Source organism: Leptospira paudalimensis (assembly GCF_026151345.1).
Classification (GTDB): Bacteria; Spirochaetota; Leptospiria; order Leptospirales; family Leptospiraceae; genus Leptospira_A; species Leptospira_A paudalimensis.
Genome location: NZ_JAMQPR010000001.1, coordinates 2779317 through 2801069 on the forward strand (window position 1 = coordinate 2779317; position 21753 = coordinate 2801069).

19 protein-coding genes are annotated in these 21753 nt (G+C 39.3%); 7 read left to right on the forward strand and 12 right to left on the reverse strand.

Annotation, left to right across the window (positions count from 1 at the left end; translation table 11 throughout):
* Window positions 1–8 precede the first annotated feature (8 nt).
* Entirely contained in the window at window positions 9–1607 is a 1599-nt protein-coding gene (locus tag ND855_RS12855) for a xylulokinase (protein ID WP_265358655.1), read from the reverse strand.
* 249 nt (window positions 1608–1856) lie between these two features.
* Here ND855_RS12855 and ND855_RS12860 point away from each other — a divergent pair, with 249 nt between their 5' ends.
* Window positions 1857–3062 carry an MFS transporter gene (locus ND855_RS12860; RefSeq protein WP_265359402.1) on the forward strand — a complete coding sequence of 402 codons (1206 nt, stop codon included), beginning with the start codon at window positions 1857–1859 and terminating at the stop codon, window positions 3060–3062.
* Here ND855_RS12860 and ND855_RS12865 read toward each other — a convergent pair.
* Window positions 3059–3712 carry a TetR/AcrR family transcriptional regulator gene (locus ND855_RS12865; RefSeq protein ID WP_265358656.1) on the reverse strand — a complete coding sequence of 218 codons (654 nt, stop codon included), beginning with the start codon at window positions 3710–3712 and terminating at the stop codon, window positions 3059–3061. The genes ND855_RS12860 and ND855_RS12865 overlap by 4 nt on opposite strands.
* 164 nt (window positions 3713–3876) lie before the next feature.
* Between ND855_RS12865 and ND855_RS12870 the strand changes: the two genes are divergently transcribed.
* On the forward strand, window positions 3877–5343 hold the full coding sequence (locus ND855_RS12870) for an aspartate aminotransferase family protein (protein ID WP_265358657.1): 1467 nt from the start codon (window positions 3877–3879) through the stop codon (window positions 5341–5343).
* A 41-nt stretch (window positions 5344–5384) separates the two neighbouring features.
* Here the strand turns inward: ND855_RS12870 and ND855_RS12875 are convergent, their stop codons facing one another.
* Both ND855_RS12875 and ND855_RS12880 read right to left on the reverse strand, forming a co-directional pair.
* Window positions 5385–5708: a type II toxin-antitoxin system PemK/MazF family toxin gene (locus ND855_RS12875; RefSeq protein WP_265358658.1), complete on the reverse strand. Its 324-nt coding sequence runs from the start codon at window positions 5706–5708 to the stop codon at window positions 5385–5387.
* A complete protein-coding gene (locus ND855_RS12880; protein ID WP_265358659.1) occupies window positions 5702–5950 on the reverse strand; it encodes an AbrB/MazE/SpoVT family DNA-binding domain-containing protein in 249 nt (82 codons plus the stop codon). Before ND855_RS12880 ends, ND855_RS12875 begins: the two co-directional genes overlap by 7 nt.
* Window positions 5951–6118: 168 nt before the next feature.
* Here ND855_RS12880 and fliF point away from each other — a divergent pair, with 168 nt between their 5' ends.
* Complete coding sequence (fliF, locus tag ND855_RS12885) at window positions 6119–7819, forward strand: flagellar basal-body MS-ring/collar protein FliF (RefSeq protein WP_100726229.1); 1701 nt, start codon at window positions 6119–6121, stop codon at window positions 7817–7819.
* Between the two features lie 27 nt (window positions 7820–7846).
* Here fliF and ND855_RS12890 read toward each other — a convergent pair whose 3' ends face one another.
* Window positions 7847–10408: an adenylate/guanylate cyclase domain-containing protein gene (locus ND855_RS12890; RefSeq protein WP_265358660.1), complete on the reverse strand. Its 2562-nt coding sequence runs from the start codon at window positions 10406–10408 to the stop codon at window positions 7847–7849.
* Between the two features lie 86 nt (window positions 10409–10494).
* Between ND855_RS12890 and ND855_RS12895 the strand changes: the two genes are divergently transcribed.
* Window positions 10495–11382, forward strand: a complete 888-nt coding sequence (locus ND855_RS12895) for an alpha/beta fold hydrolase (RefSeq protein ID WP_265358661.1) — start codon at window positions 10495–10497, stop codon at window positions 11380–11382.
* A gap of 75 nt (window positions 11383–11457) precedes the next feature.
* Here the strand turns inward: ND855_RS12895 and ND855_RS12900 are convergent, their stop codons facing one another.
* The 4 genes from ND855_RS12900 to dapA are packed head-to-tail and all read right to left on the reverse strand — an operon-like array spanning window position 11458 to window position 15013.
* Window positions 11458–12504: a CdaR family protein gene (locus ND855_RS12900; RefSeq protein ID WP_322113541.1), complete on the reverse strand. Its 1047-nt coding sequence runs from the start codon at window positions 12502–12504 to the stop codon at window positions 11458–11460.
* Complete coding sequence (gene cdaA, locus ND855_RS12905; protein WP_265358663.1) at window positions 12501–13331, reverse strand: diadenylate cyclase CdaA; 831 nt, start codon at window positions 13329–13331, stop codon at window positions 12501–12503. Before cdaA ends, ND855_RS12900 begins: the two co-directional genes overlap by 4 nt.
* A 1-nt stretch (window position 13332) precedes the next feature.
* On the reverse strand, window positions 13333–14136 hold the full coding sequence (gene dapB, locus ND855_RS12910; RefSeq protein WP_265358664.1) for a 4-hydroxy-tetrahydrodipicolinate reductase: 804 nt from the start codon (window positions 14134–14136) through the stop codon (window positions 13333–13335).
* On the reverse strand, window positions 14129–15013 hold the full coding sequence (gene dapA / locus ND855_RS12915; RefSeq protein ID WP_265358665.1) for a 4-hydroxy-tetrahydrodipicolinate synthase: 885 nt from the start codon (window positions 15011–15013) through the stop codon (window positions 14129–14131). Before dapA ends, dapB begins: the two co-directional genes overlap by 8 nt.
* A 77-nt stretch (window positions 15014–15090) precedes the next feature.
* Between dapA and ND855_RS12920 the strand changes: the two genes are divergently transcribed.
* A complete protein-coding gene (locus ND855_RS12920) occupies window positions 15091–16152 on the forward strand; it encodes an MraY family glycosyltransferase (RefSeq protein WP_265358666.1) in 1062 nt (353 codons plus the stop codon).
* Between the two features lie 27 nt (window positions 16153–16179).
* The gene (locus tag ND855_RS12925) at window positions 16180–17163 is read left to right on the forward strand and encodes a DUF368 domain-containing protein (protein WP_265358667.1); all 984 of its coding nucleotides are present in this window, start codon (window positions 16180–16182) and stop codon (window positions 17161–17163) included.
* Here ND855_RS12925 and ND855_RS12930 read toward each other — a convergent pair.
* From ND855_RS12930 to ND855_RS12940, 3 genes are read right to left on the reverse strand one after another with little or no spacing between them, the layout of a single operon-like run.
* A complete protein-coding gene (locus ND855_RS12930; RefSeq protein ID WP_265358668.1) occupies window positions 17129–18652 on the reverse strand; it encodes an aromatic amino acid ammonia-lyase in 1524 nt (507 codons plus the stop codon). The two genes, ND855_RS12925 and ND855_RS12930, sit on opposite strands and share 35 nt — an antisense overlap.
* Before the next feature lie 45 nt (window positions 18653–18697).
* On the reverse strand, window positions 18698–20161 hold the full coding sequence (locus ND855_RS12935) for a sodium:proton antiporter (protein ID WP_407658716.1): 1464 nt from the start codon (window positions 20159–20161) through the stop codon (window positions 18698–18700).
* 58 nt (window positions 20162–20219) lie between these two features.
* Window positions 20220–21257 carry an MBL fold metallo-hydrolase gene (locus tag ND855_RS12940; RefSeq protein WP_265358670.1) on the reverse strand — a complete coding sequence of 346 codons (1038 nt, stop codon included), beginning with the start codon at window positions 21255–21257 and terminating at the stop codon, window positions 20220–20222.
* A gap of 86 nt (window positions 21258–21343) precedes the next feature.
* On the opposite strand from ND855_RS12940, the gene ND855_RS12945 reads away from it, so the two are divergent.
* Window positions 21344–21745 carry a hypothetical protein gene (locus ND855_RS12945; protein ID WP_322113572.1) on the forward strand — a complete coding sequence of 134 codons (402 nt, stop codon included), beginning with the start codon at window positions 21344–21346 and terminating at the stop codon, window positions 21743–21745.
* Window positions 21746–21753 lie beyond the last annotated feature (8 nt).

A 21753-nucleotide genomic window follows, 5' to 3' on the forward strand; every position in this document is an offset into this window, starting at 1 on the left:
GCTTTGACTTAAGAATTGAGAATCGCAAAATGTTTTTGATTCGTTTTGTATAAATTTTTAAACACAGAAAAGTTTTTATCATACACAGGTTTTAAATCTGGATTGGGAAACCAAGTTTTATCGACAGGGATCATTCGTTTGATGTCCTCGTATGTTTTGATTTTCCCAAGTCCCAAGGCAACGATTGCTGCTGCTCCAATTGCGCCTACGTTTTCCGGATGGACAACACGTTCGATGGTTTTCCCTGTGATATCAGCTAACATTTGACAGATGAAATCTGAACGAGCAACTCCTCCCACAAATCGAATGGTTTTTGAAGTAGGAACTTTTGTATCGGATAACTCCAAAATCCATCGTTTGTGGAACAATATCCCTTCAATCACAGCTCGGATCAAAATTCGTTTTCCTGTATGCAAACTGATATTAAAAAAGATCCCTCTTGCCTTTGGATCTTCAAACGGACATCGATTTCCATGTAACCAAGGTGTAAAGATCACACCCTGCGAACCAGGTTCTGTATCTCTTATGGAATCAAACATAAACTCAAATAAACTCGCGTAAATGGCATCAGGGCCATCGGTGATTTTCTTTTTTTCTAAGTACAAATCGATTTCATCCAATGCCAAATGGTCTTTCACCCATTGTAAACATTTGCCTGATGTTTCTTGTTCTCCGAAATAATTATAATACCCTTCACGACTTCCGACAATCGAAGCAATTCTAGCATTGATATCAACTGTCCTTTTTTTTGTAACAGTACCAATCCATCCAGATGTCCCTGCGTAAATATGGGTGTCTCCCTCTGAAACAGCACCTGCTCCCACTCCAATGAGAGATGCATCCCCTCCACCACCAAACACAGGTGTACCGGTCTTTAGTCCTAAAAACTCTGCTGCTTCGTTTGTGAGTCCTCCCACTTTTTCTTCGGCATTGATGAGTTTTGGCAAATGTTCCTTGCGGACACCAAATAACTTACAAAGGAATGGACTCCAGTTCCCTTTACCTTTTCTAGAATTATATAAAAATGTAGCAAAAGCAGAATCTCTTGTCATCACTGCTTGGTTTGTACACCTAGCGATCAAATATTCTTTGACATCAAACCACCATCTCACCTTACTAAAGTTATCTGGTTCATTTTTTTCCACCCATTTGTATTTCCAAATTGGATCTTTTACACTTGCTGCAACTGCACCCGTAATCCAGAGAGACACCAATAGTTTAAACGCGTTAATACCTTCCACTTTCAATCCATGTTCTATCCCTGCTTTCATTTCTTTTGTCGCCCTTTGGTCCATATAACTCATCACATTTCGGACAGGGCGAAATCTTTCGTCTACAAGCACTAGGCCTTGCATTTGTGAACAAAAGGAAATGCCTTGGATGTTTTGGTTGGATACTTTCGCTTCGTTTAACACAAGTTCTGTTGTGAAGCGCATTGCCTGCCAAAAATCCTCTGGATTTTGTTCGGCTCCTCCATTTGGCAAAAGTTGGATGGGGTATTCTTTTGAGGCTGATGCCAAAAGAGTGAGGGACGAGGTCATCTGAAATAGGCAGGTTTTCACCCCTGTGGTGCCAATGTCATAGGCTAAGATACAGTCTGAATCCATGGAATCTCCGTCGCTCTTGGGAAACATTGTCCCAGTTTTCACCAATTTCAGGCCATGGTTGCCATTTTTTGGAGTTTTTATGGCAAGAAAGCAAAAAAGTGAGTGATCACTCACAAGGATTTAGTAGGATCAGCTCCGTTGGCAATCGATTTTTGATCCCCCGAGTTCTTTTCCGACAGGAGAGTCCCAATCGGGGGAACAGGGTTTTTGAAACTTAGTGTTGCCATCGGGATTAAGGGAGAAAGACGTATGAGCCAAATGCCAGTAAAAGTGTATGGATACCGTTGGGTGGTATTATTTGCCTACGTGGTGATCACAGCGACCATCTGCTTGCAATGGTTGTCTTTTGCTCCCATTGCCAGAGAAGCAAAAGAGTTTTATATGGTGTCCCCTCTGCAAATTGATCTTTTGTCTTTGGTGTTTTTAGCTGTTTTTGTTTTCATCGCCATCCCTGCCTCGTATGTGATTGATACCTATGGAATCAAAATTGGTGTTGGCTTCGGCGCAATTTTAACAGGCGTTTGTGGGTTACTGAAAGGGATGTATGCTTCGGAGTATGCAGTGGTCCTCATTTGCCAATTGGGTCTTGCCATTGCCCAACCTTTCTTACTCAATGCAGTGACAAAAATTAGTGTATTGTGGTTTCCTATCCACGAACGTGCCACTTCCGTTGCCTTAGGAACTCTCGCCCAGTTCCTCGGAATCATCCTTGTGATGATCCTAACTCCCATCCTCTTACACAGTGGAAACACGATCCCTGAAGTGATGATGTTGTATGGGTTTGTTTCTATGGCGAGTGCGATTCTTTTTTTACTCCTCGTAAGAGAAAAACCTCCCACCTCACCAAGTACACACGGCGAAGACCATGAACTCTCCTTTCTCGATGGGATTCGTTTTTTATGGAAACAAGCTGACATGAAAAAGATTCTATTTTTGTTTCTCATAGGTCTTGGTGTGTTTAATGCTGTGAGTACTTGTATCGATCAGATTTGTGAAATCAAAGGTTTAAACACAGAAGAGTCAGGACTTGTGGGTGGTGTGATGCTCATCGCAGGGATCTTTGGTGGCATTTTTGTTCCTCCCCTCTCTGACAAATTCCAAAAACGAAAACTTTTTTTAGTCATCGCAATGGTTGGTTTTTTAGTAGGACTCTCTGTTTTTGTTTTGTTCCAAGGGTTTATCCCGTTACTCATTGGATCGGTAGTGATTGGATTTTTTTTACTGGGGATTGGCGCACCCATTGGATTCCAATACTGTGCAGAGATCACATCCCCTGCCCCAGAGTCCACCTCACAAGGGTTACTTCTCCTTGTAGGCCAAGTCTCAGGGATTGTGTTTATCTTAGGGCTTAATTTTTTTGGAATGGTATCGTTTTTATATGTGTTACTTGCGTTAACAGTACTAACACTGGCACTTGTCTTCCAATTGAAAGAAAGTCCGTTTATGGAACCCTAACCGCCTAAGGCACGTCTGATGAATTTCATGACAGCTTTGACAACTGCTTCATCATCTTCAAATACGCCTTCCCCCAAATAAATTTTCATGCGTTCTTTGTAATACACGGTGGCATAAGAAAACTGTAAGGTCATAAAGATATTATCGAGTAAAAAAGCCGACAGGTTACTATCCACATCACTGGCAATGGTTCCTTCTTGTTTGGCTGCGCTAATCATATCGATATAACATTTTGCTGATAAGGATTCCAATTCACCTGACAGGCGTGTGATGAGTTCATAATTACTTTCCGTTGTCATTTCATTGTACAATCGGATGATGTCTTGGTTCATGCGAGAATGGTTTTGGATGATCCTTACAATCTTTTCCACCTTCCCAAAAAAATCCAAATCCATAGACAATACGGTTTCTAAGGTTTTTTCCAATTGGGTGATCCCATAATCGACCACGGTTAAGAAAAAATCCTCTTTGGTTTCGAAGTATTTGTAGAGAGAACCTACACTAATCCCCGCTTTTTGGGCGATGGTATTGGTATTGGCGCTTGTGAAACCACGGTTGGCAAATTCTGAGATGGCTATGGATAAAATTCGATTCCGTTTTTCTTCCGAAATCCGTTCGAAACTTTCATTAAAGTGTTTTGTATCAGCCATATGCATCTTCCTACCTATGAATGAAAAAAGGCTGGATTTCTCAAGGAAATTGAGCGCAATTCCAAAAGAATCTCAGAAACTTTCTAAATTTTCCATTTCCTTCTTGACAATGAGTGATGACTCACTCATTGTCAAGTAAAAGAACACGGACGAGGAAACATCGTATGGCCACAGGCTTTTCCATCAATGAATACCCTAATGTAGACCAAGTTTACAAAGACTTGCGGAAATTAATTTCCCTGCCGATCCGTTCCATTCGCAAAAACGAAATGGAAAACATCATCCAAAACTACTTTGAAACAAAATGTAGTAAGTCCAAGGCCATGATCACAAAGGCTTCGGAATACATCCCAGGTGGTGTCCAACACAACTTGTCTTTCAATTTTCCTTTCCCCCTTGTTTTTACCAAAGCAGCCGGTGCCTATTTATATGATTTGGATGGAAACAAATACATCGACTTTTTGCAAGCTGGTGGACCTACAGTCCTCGGCAGTAACCCCACAAGTGTTCGTAAAAAAGTAATCGAACTCTTAGATTCCACAGGACCAGTCACTGGTCTTTTCCATGAATACGAATACAAACTCGCTGAAAAAATTGTCGAACTTGTTCCTTCTGTGGAAATGTTTCGCATGTTAGGTTCTGGAACCGAAGCATGTATGGCTTCTATCCGAGTGGCAAGGCTTGCAACAAAGAAGAAAAACATCGTGAAGATGGGTGGAGCTTACCATGGATGGAGTGACCAACTTGCTTATGGCCTTCGGATCCCAGGCACAAGGCATTTTGAAGCCAATGGTGTCCCAAGATCGATTTTCAAATACACACAAGAATTTTATCCGAATGATTTGAACTCACTCGAATCAGTCCTCAAACGGAATCGTTTTTTTGGTGGAACCGCAGCTGTTCTGATTGAACCTGTTGGCCCTGAAAGTGGAACAAGACCTCTTGATAAAGATTTTAACAAAGGTGTCAGAGAACTTTGTAACAAATATGGTGCCTTACTTATTTTTGATGAAGTGGTAACCGCATTTCGCATTGGTCTTAGTGGAGCACAAGGGTACTTTGGTGTGGAACCTGATCTCACTGTCTTTGGAAAAGTTGTCGCTGGTGGTTATCCTTCTGCCGGTGGACTTGGTGGTAAAAGAGAATACATGAAGTATGTATCTGCTGGACTACAAACGGGCACCAAAAAGGCGTTAATCGGTGGAACGATGGCAGCAAATCCACTCAGTTCCCTAGCTGGTTACTTTACACTTTGTGAAATGGAAAAAACCAATGCCTGTGAAAAATCTGGGAGAGCTGGTGACCGCCTCACTAAGGGATTACAAAAACTCATCCAAAAATACAACCTACCCTTTGTTGCCTTCAACCAAGGTTCTATCTGTCATCTGGAAACCGTTGGTACGATGTTACTTGATATCGATATCAAGAAATTTTGGACCATCAAAAAAACCATTGCAGAAGCCCACAAACGCAAACATGCGATGGAAGAAATGGGAGCAGCTTACATGTCAGAAGGTCTTGTGACCCTTGCGGGAAGTAGGTTGTATACAAGTGCTGCTGATACGGATGCAGTGATTGATGATGCACTCAAACGGTTTGACCGAGTTTTCCAAAAAGTGGAAGGGGTATAGGGAAACTTTTGACTGTAATATCATTTTTCGATGATATTCAATTAGTCGACTAACATTTCTTTAATGACTTTTTTGATTTTCTGATTTGTTTTTGGATCGGATGAACCAAGTTTTTTTATCAATCTAGATCGATCTACAGTTCTTATCTGGTCCAAAACAATGGAACCTATTTTTCCTTTGAAGGTGATGGATACTCTGGTTGGGTAATTTCGCATCATGGTAGTCATTGGTGCAACCATCACCGTACGAATAAATTGGTTCATCTCATTAGGAGAAATTACAATACATGGTCTTGATTTTTGGATCTCATGCCCGATAGTTGTATCTAAATTGACTAAAAAAATATCATACTGAGTGATCACCATTCCCAGTCCTCAGCCTCCAAGTCGAGTGCATCAGGCAGGATCAATGAATCATCATTTTGCTTTGCCATCTCTTGGAATTGGGTCGCCCAAGCTTTCCTTGGTCTTTCTTTATCAGGAGAGATGATGATTTTATCTCCATCGACTTTCAAATCTACTATATCATCAATATGACATTCCTCTAATACTGTCTTCGGGATACGAATCCCCCTGGAATTTCCAATTTGAATCACAGCCACTTTCATATGTAATTACATTGTAGTCACATATGAAACCAACCGTCAACGAAAAGTAGGATACCATCCTTGCAATTTCCCTCTCACCACTTCAATTCCCACTCATCCCCCGAAAAGTACTTGTACATTTAGGGGAATTCATGGCATTATGTCTCAAATCTCTACGAGGCCCGAACTATGCCTGAACCACTGCAAAAGATCATCGATAATCTAAAAGAGTTATTCAACAAACTCGACAAAACCAAAAAAATGATTTTGGCTGGGGTGCTTGCAGTGGTAGTGGTGGCCATCATCATCCTCTCCAATGTCTCTTCCCAAAGAAACCGAGTGGTTCTCTTCAAAGATTTGGATTCCAAAGACTTCTCAGAAGTCACAAAAAAATTAGATGCCCTTGGGTATTCGTATGGTTCAAGCGAAACCAGTGTCATCACAGTGGATCCAGAACAAAGGCAAGAAATCGTAACGAAACTTGCACAAGAAAATTTGATCCCAGCAGGTGTGACAGGTTGGGAACTTTTTGATATAGAAAAATTCACCGAAACACAATTTGATAAAGACATCAAAAAGTACAGAGCGTTAAAGGGTGCGATTGAAAAGTCGCTTAACACCTTACGCCCAATTGAAAAAGCAGATGTCAACATTGCGATCCCAGAAGGGGATTTGTTTGAATCCAACTCCTATCCAGTCAAAGCCAGTGTGATTTTACACTTCCGCCCTGGAGTGGAAGGTATTAGCAAAAAAGAAATTAAAGGGATTGTGAACTTAGTTGCAAGAGCTGTTCCCAAACTCAAACCAGAAAACGTAAGTGTTGCCGATCCAGATGGAAAAATCATTTCTGATTTTGAAGAAGACTTAGAAAAAGAAAGATTAGAATTACGAATTGTCCAAGAAAAACTCCGAATCGAAGAAGAAGAACGTGTCAAACGTCTTATCGACATTCGAAACACTCTACGTTGGTACTTAGGTGGGGAAGACCGAGTGGACATCACTCGATTTGAATATTCCTTTAATTGGGACCAAGAATCCTTAACGGAAAACGAAGTCTTACCTGTAGTTGCGGAAGAAGATAACCCTGATACACCATATAATGAACGTAAGCTTGTTGATGGTTATTCCTTAAAAGTATCTTCCAAAGAAACAAAAGAATCCTTTAAAGGAAGAGGTTTTACTCCTGATGGACCAGCAGGAACAGAACCAAACCTTCCTCCTGGATACAAAGATACAGACTACCAAAAGGCTGAGTATTCCAAAGACGAAAACATCAATAACTACGAATTTAACAAACGAGTCAAAGACATCAAACGCCAACCTTGGAAAATCGAAAAGATTGGATTGTCTGTGGTTGTGGATGGAGTTTGGGAACGTAAAGAACGAGAAGACGGGATGGGTTATGATCGCAAATACATTCCTGTCGCCGAACAAGACTTAAAACTCATTCGTAAAAACTTAGAAGCAGCCATTGGTTACACAAGATCACGCGGGGATCAAATCAGTGTTATCACCATTCCTAAAGATAGGACAGAACAGTTCCGCGCTGAAGATGAAGAATTCCAAAGACAACGTGCGATACGAAACATGGTGATCGCATCACTTGTCATTCTCATCTTACTCATCCTAGCTATCTTAGTGTATCGTGCGATCAAAAAAGAAATCGCAAGAAGAAGAAGACTCAGAGAAGAAGAACTTGCTGCCCAACAACAAATGATGAGAGAAGCAGCTCTCCGTGTGATGGACGAAGGGGGAGCGGAAGTCGAACTCTCCCTCGACGAAAAACTCAGACGAGAACTTCTCGAAAACGCGATCAACCTGGCAAAAGAAAAACCAGAAGACGTGGCACAGTTACTCCGCACTTGGCTTGCCGAAGAGGAACAAACGTAAGGTAACTGATACGTTATCCAGCAACTATTAGGATTCTTTTTTCCAGCGGATATTGGCACCACGAGAAATCCGAGAATACACTTCTCGGAAGTATTGGTTAGGTGCCTTTCCATCTGGGTCTTGCGAATAACGAGGCCTTAGGCGGTGGACAAAGTACATATCCAAATCACCCTTATTTTTCCCATGCACTTTCCCTCGATACTCTGTCACAAAAAAATACTTCACTAATTCATACGTTTCCTTAGAGACATTGATTTTTCCAGTTTCACCACCTGATTCCATTCGGGATGCGGTATTCACTGTATCACCCCAGATGTCATAGGCAAACTTAAACCGACCCACTACCCCTGCCACAACGGGACCTGTATGAATCCCAAGACGTAATTCCCAATAGGGAAGGTCTAAAGCAGTTTTGATTTCCTTCAATTGGTTCATAAAACTTTGGATCTCGAGTGCCGCCAAACAAGCGTCAATGGCACTTGTTCGATTTTCCACAGGTAAACCACCGGCACACATATAACTGTCCCCAATGGTTTTTAATTTTTCTAAATTATTCCTGAGGATAATCTCATCAAACTGAGTGAAACAAGCATCCAGTTCTTCGATTAGGCTTTGTTCATCCATTCCTTCTGCTACTTTGGTAAAACCTTTGAAGTCTGTGAATAATACGGTAGCGTTTTCAAAGCGGACTGGATTCACACTCCCCTTCAATTTTAATTCTTGGGCAACTTTGTAAGGTAAGATGTTTAATAAAAGTTTTTCGGATTCTTCGCGTGCTTCTTCAGCTTTATCTTGTGCTATAAGAGCCTTTTCTCTTTCTTCATCTGCTTTTTGTTTTTCTAAATCTAACAAAAAATAGCTAATATCAAGTTCTTCAGCAAGTGGCCTTGACATGATGTAGACCACAAGGTAATTAAATAGAACCAGCGGTAAAACAATCATTGTGAGATGAAATGCCGACTCCCCCACTCCATATTGTTCTCGTATCAATGGAAAATACAAAATAGCAGCAATTGCCATTGTGATGAGTCCAAGGTTTGCCAAACGTTGACTCAATTGGATCGTCCTTCCTTCCAATGATAATGCACCATGTCTTAGAACCGCATAACCTAGTAAAAATGCAGGTATGAATTGAAAATCTGCAATGGGATAAATCGGAATTCCATGGCTTGGAAGTAAAGCTGCTAACAGTAATAATGCTGATAATAAAAAAGAACCAATGATCCACTTGGAGGCAAAGTTGATATACCCTTTGTTCCGAAGGAAGGTAATTAAAACTAATACTAATGCGATGGCTCCATTGGCACCAACAAGAAGTTCCGCAGGACCACCATGATGGACTCGAGACCAAGGGTAATCATAATACCCTACAAACAAGTAGGGGGAAGGAGCTAAAATGGCTGCTGTGATACAAAGTAAATCGATCCATTTAAGCCACCCTGGTGATTTTTGACCAATCGCTTCAAAAACAAGTCTCACCATGATACTCGGAGCAAACGCAAATGCCACAAAGGTCATCTGCGAAATCCGAAGTTGTACAACATAGGATATGTTTAATTTTAATGGAACAGATTGGATTACATAAAAACCAGTGAGAATGAGAGCGAACGCACAAAGTTGGTTGATCCTTGCCGATGGATTAGCCCCAGCAACGATGATTGATAAAAAAACTGCACCAAACACTGAAATGACGGGAGGTATCCCCCAAGGATACCATTTTGCAGATTCATATGCATTAGGTGAAAGCCCAAAGGAAACTCCAAAAGAGATAAAAATCAAAACAAAAGAAAGTAAGGCGAATAAAAAATAGAACATTCCATTCTTTTGGAATAATAGTTCATTCACATCAAAAAAATCGGAACGAAACACTCCATAGGCGACTAGTAACATCGGAATGAATAAAAAGAATCCACCAGGATATACTTTGAATCCCAAAATACTGGGAGCATTTAAGGTAGTGAGTAAAAATAGTAAATTAACACCATGAAAGAGTGTTAAATGGTAATGCTTACGTATGTAAAGGTAATGTTTGATAAACGAAGGAAGAATGAGTAAAAAGTATCCTAATGGTGCAAGGATTCCCCAAGGCCTTACAAAGGCACTGCCACGAGGGTATTTTCCAAATGGGAATTCAAACACGGTTGTTTCAAATCCTTTTCCTAAAATTACTCCCAAATATAATACAAAACTTGCAAACCAACAAACATAAGAATAGTATAACAGAAGTTTACTTTGTTTCCCTGTCATGTGAAATGCTAGGTAAAAGGCAGTGGGTGCAAGTGGGGCTACAAAAAAATACAATAAATCATTCCACAATACAAGTGTTTCAACATCTTGGATCCATGCTCTTGTTGTTAATACAAGGCCTACACATCCAAAACTGATAAATGAAATGGTCAAATTGAGATGAAAATAGCGATTCTCCTCTTTTGATTTTCGAAATTTTTGAAACGCAAAATAACTAAGAAATAAACCCACAACAAATGTTAAAATCCCAGGAGCGCCATATGGAATTTGGTACCAAAAATATTCCCAATTGGAGATGACTCCCTCCGGTTTTACAAAATAAATTAGAGAATATGAATCCATCTTATATAAGATCGGCTATGAAATATTGAGAAAAGAGTCATTTCTTCTATTTGACTCACTTCCTAAAATTTTGTGCTATGTCGGATATGTTAGATCTTAATTTTCCAAAAAAGAACGCTACAGAATGGTTGGCCTCAGGTAAATTTTTTGAATATAAAAAATTCCAAATCTTCTATATCCAAGAAGGAAGAGGTCAAAACTTAATCTTGTTACATGGTTTCCCAACTTCTTCATGGGATTATTCTAAAATTTATAATGGGTTAACTAGATACTTTAATACCATTGCGATAGATTTTTTAGGCTTCGGATATTCTTCAAAACCAGTTAATCACGAATATACATTAGTCGAACAGACTGATATCATCGAATCCTTTATTGAAAAAAACGCTCTCAAACGAGTTAAATTTGTATTCCATGACTATGCTGTCAGTGTTGGCCAAGAAATCCTAGCTCGTCACTTAGAATCTAAAGAACGTAAGTATGAAATAGATGGTGCGGTGTTTTTTAACGGTGGATTATTCCCTCATTTGCATAGACCTACTTTCAAACAAAAACTGCTCGCAACACCTATATTAGGTGCAATACTCGCAAAATTTTACGACGAAAAAAAATTCGGCGTAGCATTTAGCGATGTTTTTGGTAAAAATACAAAACCCACAGAAAAAGAAATCTCTGTCCTTTGGAAACTCATCACCTATCCAAATAAAGTGCTTATCCCTCATAAACTTTTAAAGTACATTAAAGAGAGACGATACCATGGTGAACGTTGGAAAAATGCCCTCTTACAAACGGAAGTACCATTGTTATTTATCAATGGAGGAGAAGATCCTGTTAGTGGAAGTCATTTAGCAGATGAGATTGAAAAACTGCCTATCAAACACAAAAAACTGATTCGTTGGCCAAATATTGGACACTACCCAATGTGGGAAAACCCAGAGGAAAGTTTTAAAGAAATTTATGAGTTTCTAAAATAAATAACAATTAATAGTTGTTAGATTATATCGCCGTAGATTCTGAAAGGCCACTTACTATAAAATGATGAGTGGTCTTTAGGATCGATCGGAAGGATGAGGGGAGATTCCTTCCATCCCTGTTCCATCATCTATATTATCTGGATCGATATTTTGTTCTTTGACTTTGTATCGAATTTCGATTTTTTCAGGGCTGATCTGCAATATTTCGATCCCTTTTAGATCTTTGTTTTTGATGATCCTAACTTTTGCTACCTGAGGTTGTAACTCTGGAACAATTTTATTTTTAATTGGATCAAAGATATAATTACAAGGAACTTGAGCTGTAATGCCCGTTAGGATTTGTGCAGATCGAATTGGTTTTAGTGAAAAATAACGAATTGCAACTTGTTCTTCCGAAAGTTCTGCATCAAGTTTTGGATCTAACCCAGAACAAATGATAGGAATCCCTGCGGCAGTTTGTTCTCCCGTTTTATACGAAAGTGGAATGATATTTACATTCACAGTTACATCACGAGAACCAAGGACATTTACACCTTTCGGCAATTCTGGAATTTTGACAGTTTTTGCAAAAGGTTCCTTACGATCAACAAGTGAGATTTCTGGCAAAACTACTTTATTGATTTTTTCAAGGTCTTGTGGTTTACCACTGAGTGTGATTTTTTGAGGGCTTAAAATCTGAGTCAACTTTTCAAAGTTAGCTGGTGGGTTCCCTTCAAAAACAACTTCAAGTGGAACCACTTTGAGTCCTCTGGATTCTATTTCCACTGGAACTGTTTTTTTAAGTTTTGTTACCTTAACTCCACTCGGAACACCAACAATTTTTTTGATAGGAACTTCAGTGACACCTAGTTGAACATCTTCCGGATCAATCACAGCCTTCATGAATTGAGAATAATAGTTCACTACATCTTTTAAACCTTCCACGCGAACTGGAATGGTTTTTTCTGGGTTTTTTGAATAACTCAAATTACCAGATAACTTTGGATAGTCGATTGGGACATTCACTGTTTTGATCAAAACTTTAGAGTTTTGCAAATTTACATAGAAGATACTAGCAATGATCAGTGATATGAGTTTTGCTTTCCAATTCCGTACCATTTTTCCAAATAATTTCAAAATCATATGATGACACCGGAATCTTTTTCTTTGGATTTTCTTTGTGATTCGTCTTTTGACTTTTTATTCCCTGACATCAAACCACTCACAAGAGCTTTTAACTCCAAGGGTTTCACTGGATGGATCATTTCCCCTTCGTAACAAATTGTAATGTCTCCAGTTTCTTCAGAAGTAACGATGATGATTGAATCTGTTTCTTCTGAAAGTCCAAGGGCAGATCTATGCCTTGCACCCAAAGTTGAAATTTCTACGGAACTACTCATAGGCAAATAAGAAGCAGCACAAACGATTCGGTTTTGTTCTATGATGACGGCACCATCATGGAGTGGTGAATTCTTAAAGAAGATAGTTTGTAAAATTTCAGAGGTCACAATGGAATCCATCGGGACTGCGTTTTCTGATATATCCTTAAGGCTAATGTCTTTCACAAGCACAATGATAGAGCCAATTTTTTCTTGGGACATGGCTCTAACGGCTTCCACAATTGGATCCAAATCAAAAGTAGGTTTTAGAAAAAACAAACGTAGGAGACGTATCCTTGCTAAATCACCTGTTAAACGGCGTAACTCAGGTTGCAAGAGAACAATGATGGCAAAAACAAGTGCAGGGCGAATATTGGTTAAGATCCATTCAAGCAACTCAAAACCTAAGTATTCAGCTAAACTTCCCGAGATCCAAATGATCCCTACCCCAAATAAAAGTTGAATCCCACGTGTTCTACGTAAGGTTGTATAGGTTTTATAAATTAAAAATGCGACGATGAGTACATCCAAACTAATGGAGATATAATTTTTACTCCATGGAATGATATATAATCCTCGAAAAAAATCCAATTTATATTCCTAAAACATCAAACATATTGTACAAACCTTTCGATTTGCCATGTAAAAATTCAGCGGCTTTCACAGCCCCACTAGCGAATGTTTTGCGATCTTGAGCACGATGGGTAATTTCAATCCTCTCTTCTGGACTAAAAAAATAAACTGTGTGTTCGCCAACGACTTCACCGGCACGCATCGTATGCATTGCGATTTCTTTTTGGTCTCGTTCAGGGTACATACCATGACGACCATAAATCACATTTTCTTCATTCCGATTACTAGCCTCTAGTAACACTTCTTTTAAATACATTGCTGTACCAGAAGGAGAGTCTTTTTTATGCCTATGGTGGATGTCTAAAACTTCGATATCAAAATCTTCATGTAAAACTTTCGCTGCAATTTCAGTGAGTTTAAAGAGTAAATTCACACCAACAGACATATTGGGAGAAAATACAATCGGGATGGTTTCAGATGCGGATTTGATTAGAGTTTTATCTGAATCAGTAAGGCCGGTTGTTCCAATCACCAATGGTTTATGATTTTTTAATGCCGTGTTGAGAGTGGATTCAAATCCAGTGTGGGTACTAAAATCAATTAACACATCAGAATCTTCGTTTGCTTTTTGTAAGTCGGAAGATAAAAGTATACCAGTTTCTTTGATCCCTGCATGGTTTCCAGAATCAAAACCAGCATATATCGCCCCTTCTCTCACAACGGCTGCGCTTAACACCGATTTTTTGGAAAGAGATAAGACTTGGATGATGGCTTTCCCCATCCTACCACCAGCACCAATCACACCTACTTTGATTTTAGACAATGCCTTCCTCTTTTAACTGGAATACGATTTTTTTAAATGATTCGGCTGGTTGCCCTTCCGACAACGAAGTCATTGGCAATCTTAGTTCATTACTGCAATAACCGAACCAACTCATAGCTGCTTTGATTGGGATTGGATTTGTTTCGATAAAAGCATTCACAAATACTGGGAGCAGTTTGTAGTAAATTTTTTTGGAAGCTTCCAGATCACCACGAAGGTAAAGGGAAACCATATCCACACATGCTCGAGGGAATAAATTAGAAACTACAGATACAACTCCTCTTCCACCGATGGAAAGTACAGGAAGAGTTAAGTTGTCATCACCAGATAACAAATCAAAGTCGGGTGGACAGAGCGAAATCACTTTTGCCATTTGTCCGAGATCCCCTGTTGCTTCTTTGATTGCTGCAATTTTAGGATGAGCCGCCAAACGACTAACCGTTTCTGGCAAAAGGTTTACATTGGTTCTACCTGGAATGTTGTACAACATCACAGGTTTCGATGATACATTTGCAATGGCCGTAAAATGTTGGAACATCCCTTCTTGCGTAGGTTTGTTATAATACGGATTTACAGACAAAATTCCATCCACTCCATCTGCACAAGCAGACTCAGTGAGTTCAATTGCCTCTTTTGTGGAGTTAGAACCAGTACCCGCGATCACTTGGATTTTGCCAGCTACGATCTGCACCGTTTTTTGGATGAGTTCCTTATGTTCTTCGTAGGATAAAGTGGGGGATTCTCCCGTTGTCCCACAAGGAACCACACCAGCAACTCCGGATCGGATCTGGTTTTCTAGGATTTTAAAGTATTGATCGTAATCGATTTTCCCCTGGCGGAAGGGGGTGATGACCGCAGTATAAACGCCCTGAAACATAAATTAAACATCGAAGAGGGACTGATTTTTGCAATAAAAAACTGCCAAAAGACCCCGATCTGAGAAACTTTGCGAAAATGGTTCCTTTTTTTCCCATTTCCTTCCTCATTCTGGGCATCTTGAGCCTAATTTTGCACACATTTTATGTGTATTCCCGTTTTGGGGTGAAAGATGTGCCCAATGAACGGAGTTTGCATGACACGGTCACAAAAAAATCGGGAGGAATGTTTTTTATCCCTGTTTTTCTCCTTTCGACCCTAGTTTTTTTACTGTTTCCGTTAGAATCCATCGGAAGTGATCCTTTACCCATTTTAAGTGAACCCATGGATCTTTATCTATTGTTAGTTGGTATATTTGTATTTTCGATTCTAGGATTTGTAGACGACGTATACCATTTAACACCAAAACTCCGACTCGTTTTAGAATTAGGAATTGTTTTTTTCTGTTTATGGGGCATACAACCTAATGTAAGTTTTTTGGGAATTACTTCTATTAACAGTTTAGTTCAAATTGTATTTCTCACAATCTTCTTGGTATTTGGAATCAACTTGGTTAATTTTATGGATGGGATGGATTGGTATTTGGTGACCACATTCACCATTTGTTTTGTTTCCCTAGGATTTATTTTACCCGATTTTTACACCAAACCAAACTTAGGATACAGTTTGTACGCGATGCTCTTCGTTTCCATGTTTGGCTTTATCTTTTACAATTTCCCAAAAGCAAAATTATTTATGGGAGATAGCGGATCACTGGCACTTGGATTTTTTGGATTGGTCCTCCCCTTACTTTACCAAAACAAATCAAATGGCATCCATTGGGATGTGACAGATTACTTTTATCTTTTTCCTTTTTTTTGGATTGATGGTGTCACGATCCTCATCAAACGATTCTTTCAGAAAAAACACCTATTCCAAGCACATAGAGAACATTTGTACCAAAAACTCACCGAAACCAAATTGGGTAAAATTGGTTCTCTCGTTGTATTTTCCCTTTTGAATGTAATGGTGGTTTGTTTCCACTTTCTATTAACAGAATTTAGATATGGAAAAATTACAATTTTCCTGATTTTGTTTCTAGTTTCGATTTTATCTTATGGTATCGTATGGTTATCAGTAACTAGAAAAAACCTTGCCTAAAGTTTGTAAAAATTCATCCTTTCCGATATGCCTCTTACAAAAAAAGAAATTCTCTTTTGCATCCTCAATGGGTTTCTCATTGGAATTGCCAATTTAATCCCAGGTGTATCTGGTGGAACCTTTGCTCTTATCTTGGGTTTGTATGACAGACTCATCACTGCCATCACTTCCTTAAATTTGGAAACCATCAAAGTTTCCCTTTCCTTACTTGTAGGCTTTTGGAAAGAAGAGGTGAGAAATCGTTTTGCATTGGAAATGAAACGAATCGATTTTTGGTTTTTGGTATTCCTTGGTTTTGGTCTTTTACTTTCCGTAATCTCTGGAGCAAAACTGATCCAATACTTATTACAAAACCACCCACAAGCAACTCTTGCCCTTTTCATAGGTCTCATCATTCCATCACTAGTCGTTCCCTACAAACTCATTGAAAAACATAGCCTTGTCGTTTGGCTATTCTTAGTCCCAGGAATTTTATTAACCATCGTTCCTAGTTTTTTTATGGGAGAAAACACCGGATCCGAAAATCCAATTTTTGCATTTGCCACTGGTATGATTGCCATTTCAGCGATGATCCTTCCTGGAATTTCCGGATCATACATCATGCTCGTGTTAGGTGAATACCAAATTGTCATTGGTAAACTTTCTACCATCTTAGAACCAGGTTCGATTCTATTTTTAGGTGCGTTTGGGATTGGATGTTTACTTGGACTTTTGATTTTCACTCATATTGTTAAATGGTTATTTGTGAAATACAAATCTCATACGATGACATTTTTACTTGGACTGATCCTAGGATCCTTTTTTATCCTTTGGCCATTTAAAGATTATGCAAATGGACAGGCAATTGTAGGTAGATCAGGTGAAGTGAAACGTGATATCCAAATTGCCACTGCCAAAAACATACTCCCAAAAGATTTTGAAGAAACACAAATCCCACTCGCCTCTCTAGTGTTTGGTTTGGTATTGGGATTGGGACTCAATCGATTGGAGTCGTTGCAAGAGAAGAAGTAGTATTTTGGATTCGTTCCACCAAAGTCTGGATTTCAAAATCCAGGCTTCTGTCTTTTTCCATCGTCTGCATTCCAGAAAACAATTTAAAATCTGGCACCAATTCTTTCCGTTTCGCAAATAAAGATGTTTGGTATACCGCATAACCAAAGATAGAAAGAAGTTTGGTTGCACTTAGGACAGTCCTACGATTTCGTAAAACAGAGATCGCTCCCATAGGAACGATGTCTTGGTTATTACCATTGGTTGGGATTGATTGTATCGAACCTGGCATACTATCTCGTCGTACTTCTGCTGTTAGATGAGCTGACATGAGTCCTAATCCAGACAAACCAGCATAAGTTCCAGGTTTTGCAGACAACATCAAAGGGAATTCATCGTTTTCCTTTGGTTCCATCAGATAATTCAAAAAACGATCAACCCATGTAAACCAAACTGCCATGGCATTTTGAAGTCGGTCTGCTGCAAAACTAACTTGAGAGGCATAAAAACCTCCACCTTCTGCAAATCGAAATTCTGTCTTTTCATTCTCGGAAGTAGGTATCAAAACTGGATTATCAGACAATGAATTTAACTCTTGTTCTACGATTTTTTTTATCGATTCTATTTCATCCCAAATGGAACCTAAAATTTGTGGGATACATCGAACTGAATAAATGTCTTGGATTCGTTTTCCTTCCACTTTCGTTTTTGGGTTTTGGGACACAATGGGATGGAGTAAACTAGAGAGGAACTTAGGTCCCTTAAATTGTTTGTGTTTGTGGTATTCTGGATGGAAGGCATCTGGGAAAACAGAATGGTAATGGAAAAGATATTGTAAAATCTCAATGGTTAACAAAAACATATTCCGAAATTCCATCACTTGGTAACCTAGAAGGGCTGTTGTAAAACTAGTCCCATTGGTAAGTGAGATGGCTTCTTTAGGATGTGGGGTCCAAGGAATGCCTTTGATTTCGGAACGTTTTCCGTTTAACTTTGTGGGGCCTAACTCTTTTCCTTTGCCAGTGAATCCTGATTCGCCTAGAAGTGCCAATGGAATATAACTGAGTGGGATTAAATCTCCTGACGCCGAGAGAGAACCTCTTTCTGGTATGATGGGAATACAATCCAATTCGAGAAGTTGGTTTAAAATTTCCAAAGTTTCATACCGAATCCCAGAACCACCAAGTGATAAACTAAAGAGTCTTGCTGCCAGTACAACCCTTGCTTCTTTGTGGTGTAAATGAGAATGAGGAAGTCCATCACCAGTTAACACTGGCTCTACGGTTAAATGATAGATTAGTGATTTTTGAATGAGCTCCAATTCTTCATTGGAAGTGAATGCATGTGGGCCAAAACCTGTATGGATTCCATAAATGAGTTTCTCTTTGGAAGAGGACAAAATGGATTCAAGTGTTTTACGTTCTTTTTCTAATCTTTCCTTCTTTTCCGAAAGATGTGTGAACGAACCAGAGTGAGATAAAGAATATAATTCAGATAATTGGAGAAACATGAAATGATAGAACACCAGGGAAAGTTTCCCTGGTGTTGTTACAACTTAGACGAAGAAAATAAAAGTGAGGAGGATAAAAACAGGAACTAAAATTCCCATTGAATATGCTAAGTACCCACCAAAGGAAGGCATCTTCACTTTGTTTTCTTCTGCAACGGACTTCACCATAAAGTTAGGAGCGTTACCTATATATGTATTGGCACCCATAAACACAGCACCTACTGAAATTGCTTTTAAGATCTCTTCTGCTTGGACGTTTCCAATGAATTGGCCAAGAGTGAGAGGAGCAGATCCTGCTGGAGTGAGAAGACCTGATGCAAGGGAACCAAACGTTAGGTAAGTAGGAGCATTGTCTAATACGGAAGAAAATGCACCAGTTGCCCAGAAAAATTGCCAATTTTCAGTGATCCCAAGTTCTTTTCCATGTGCTTCGAGTAATACAAGAGCAGGAATCATGGTGATGAAAATTCCAATGAAGAGATAGGCAACTTCTTGGATAGGGTGAAGCGTAAAGTTATTAAACTTTCTATGTTCTTCTTTCGATGTGTACATAGACAGAACGATAAGAATAATCAAAACCGCTTCACGAATGAATCCAAGTGTCGGAGTTTCACTGATTTGTGGAATGTAGTTACTGTTTAAAAAAGCAACTGCTAAGATCACACCAAGTAACCAAATGAAGTTCACTTGCCCACCAATGGAAAAAGGAGTTGCTAGTTTATCATCACGTTTGAGATCTTTTTTGGTTTCTTTTCTATATGCCATTGTATCCCAAACAAAGTAAACAGTGAGTAGGATCGCAATTGCCACTAACATCTCAGGCAATAATTTAAATGTCCAAGTGAATGGAACACCTTTGAGGTATCCTAAAAACAGTGGAGGATCTCCGAGTGGAGTTAAGGAACCACCAATATTGGAAACAAGGAAAATAAAAAACACAACAGTATGGACAACATGTTTTCTTTCGCTATTTGTTTTCAACAAAGGGCGAATGAGTAACATTGATGCCCCAGTTGTTCCAATAAAAGAGGCAAGTGCCGCACCAATTAAGAGATACAAAGTGTTGTTCAGTGGAGTTGCATGGATATCACCTTTAATCACAATCCCACCGGAAATATAAAACAAGGAACCGAGTAAAATGATAAAGGGGATATAATCAAAGAATACAGTGTGTACTATGTTATGGCTATACCCATAAACAAGTAACACAACAAAAGAGATTGCTCCAAGCCCAACAGCTAAAATGAGTTTGTTATTATTGTCTTCCCACCAATGTGCTGTTTTGTGAGAGGCAACAGGCAAAATCGCTATGGAAAGAAGAATTGCCACAAAAGGTAATACTGTCCAATACGGGAGTTCTTCGTGAACGGATTCACCATGTGAGGAATGCCCAGTTTCCTCTTGTGTTGTTGTCTCGGTTGGAACCGGAGTTGGTTCTTCGGCAAATATCCCGGAAGTTGTCACAGACAAACATACCAGGAAAACCATCAATGTGAGAAGCTTCTTCAACGTGCTCACCATCCTATTTTTTTTAGGACAGCATACCCGAAAGAGAAATCGCTTGGAACTAAAAAAAGCGTGATTCTCCAATTTTTAAAGGAACCAAAGCCGATTCGGAGATCCCCGATTGTTTCAATGCCTCTTTTGTGCGGGGCACAGGAGAATCAAGAGGTTCGTCCGATAAAACAAAGGTCATATAATGCATGGGAACCAGGTATTTTGCCTTCAAGTCTAAAAAACTGAGAACTGCTTGGTTTGGATCAATGTGGACTGGTTCCATAAGCCATCTCGGTTCTGTGGCACCAATGGGTAAAATGGCAATATCAATGGGACCAAAATGGTTTGCGATTTCTTTAAAATGAGTGTAATACCCAGTATCACCTGCAAAATACACTTTTTCTTTTGCGCCAACGACCATAAAACTCCCCCATAAAGTTTCATCACGGTCAAAAAGACTTCTGCCACTAAAATGTTGTGTCGGAGTGAAAGTAAGTTTTAGCGAACGAAATGTAACTTCTTCCCACCAATCCATTTCTTTTACATGTTTCAAACCAGCACCTAACAATAATTTTCGATTCCCGAGTCCAGTGAGAACCAAGGGATGGAATGTTTCTTCTAAAGTTTTTAAAGTGGGGATATCAGTATGATCATAATGATTATGAGATAAAATGATAATATCGATTTTAGGTAAATTGGTGATCGAAATTCCAGGTGGTGTGTATCGTTTTGGTCCAGCAAAACTGAGCGGAGAACATCTTTCACTCCAAATGGGATCTGTGAGGATATTCACTCCATCAATTTGGACAAGAGTTGTCGCATGTCCAACCCAAGTCACAGATAGTTTGGATTGATTCTTTTGTAAGAGACTTCCATCATTTTTTAGGACGGGAAATTCTGGATAGGTTTTAGCGTCCAAACTGTACGGTAAAAAAAACCGATCCCATTGCCATGCAAAAACATCCCAAAAACCTTTTCGTTTGAAATCAGGATTTGGGTTCTGGAATCCGGATTCGGTATGGTGAGTTTTTAGGATTTTGGAATCAGCAAGGACGTTTGCAGACAATCCAATTGACAAAAGAAGGGAGATTACGGTTTTCCATTTCACGGATTTTAGACTGTTAAGAAGCAAAAATGGAATGCTTCATTTTTCGATTGCCTTTTTCTGAATCCAAAGCAGAATCTCATAGTACAATGTATCGATTTGACGAAACAAAGAATTTGTTCATCGCTTATGCAAAATGGAGAGATGCAGTCGATCGTACCGAAGGAAACGAAACTGTTTTTGGTTCCAATGCCGAAATTTCAGAAATTGCAAGGGATCTCAGGGAAGACGCTGAGTTCGAACTACGAATCCTCATCCAAGATTTAAAAAAACAAAATCCAGCAGCAATCAAAGAATGGGTAGAGCTCACCAAACAGTTCTTAAATGAACCTGAAATGGGAGTTCCAGAAGAACAAATACAATTGAGAAAACAAATCGCAAGGGATTGGAAATACTCTCGTTCTCCACTTGGTGTCTCTGTTCGTTACCCTCACCCTTCTCAGTATTGGGGCAGTGGGATAGGAGTACTTGGTCCTGATTTGGACTGGTAAAACTGGCA

What these genes read in the sequence shown, in the direction of transcription:
- ND855_RS12880 (WP_265358659.1), bottom strand. Translation starts at nt 5,950, where the DNA reads ATGAAAGTGGCTGTGATTCAAATTGGAAATTCCAGGGGGATTCGTATC.
- ND855_RS12930 (WP_265358668.1), bottom strand. Translation starts at nt 18,652, where the DNA reads ATGTTTCTCCAATTATCTGAATTATATTCTTTATCTCACTCTGGTTCG.
- ND855_RS12855 (WP_265358655.1), bottom strand. Translation starts at nt 1,607, where the DNA reads ATGGATTCAGACTGTATCTTAGCCTATGACATTGGCACCACAGGGGTG.
- ND855_RS12925 (WP_265358667.1), top strand. Translation starts at nt 16,180, where the DNA reads ATGCCTCTTACAAAAAAAGAAATTCTCTTTTGCATCCTCAATGGGTTT.
- ND855_RS12945 (WP_322113572.1), top strand. Translation starts at nt 21,344, where the DNA reads ATGTATCGATTTGACGAAACAAAGAATTTGTTCATCGCTTATGCAAAA.
- ND855_RS12920 (WP_265358666.1), top strand. Translation starts at nt 15,091, where the DNA reads ATGGTTCCTTTTTTTCCCATTTCCTTCCTCATTCTGGGCATCTTGAGC.
- ND855_RS12860 (WP_265359402.1), top strand. Translation starts at nt 1,857, where the DNA reads ATGAGCCAAATGCCAGTAAAAGTGTATGGATACCGTTGGGTGGTATTA.
- ND855_RS12895 (WP_265358661.1), top strand. Translation starts at nt 10,495, where the DNA reads ATGTTAGATCTTAATTTTCCAAAAAAGAACGCTACAGAATGGTTGGCC.
- ND855_RS12865 (WP_265358656.1), bottom strand. Translation starts at nt 3,712, where the DNA reads ATGGCTGATACAAAACACTTTAATGAAAGTTTCGAACGGATTTCGGAA.
- ND855_RS12870 (WP_265358657.1), top strand. Translation starts at nt 3,877, where the DNA reads ATGGCCACAGGCTTTTCCATCAATGAATACCCTAATGTAGACCAAGTT.
- fliF (WP_100726229.1), top strand. Translation starts at nt 6,119, where the DNA reads ATGCCTGAACCACTGCAAAAGATCATCGATAATCTAAAAGAGTTATTC.
- ND855_RS12890 (WP_265358660.1), bottom strand. Translation starts at nt 10,408, where the DNA reads ATGGATTCATATTCTCTAATTTATTTTGTAAAACCGGAGGGAGTCATC.
- dapA (WP_265358665.1), bottom strand. Translation starts at nt 15,013, where the DNA reads ATGTTTCAGGGCGTTTATACTGCGGTCATCACCCCCTTCCGCCAGGGG.
- ND855_RS12900 (WP_322113541.1), bottom strand. Translation starts at nt 12,504, where the DNA reads ATGATTTTGAAATTATTTGGAAAAATGGTACGGAATTGGAAAGCAAAA.
- ND855_RS12875 (WP_265358658.1), bottom strand. Translation starts at nt 5,708, where the DNA reads ATGGTGATCACTCAGTATGATATTTTTTTAGTCAATTTAGATACAACT.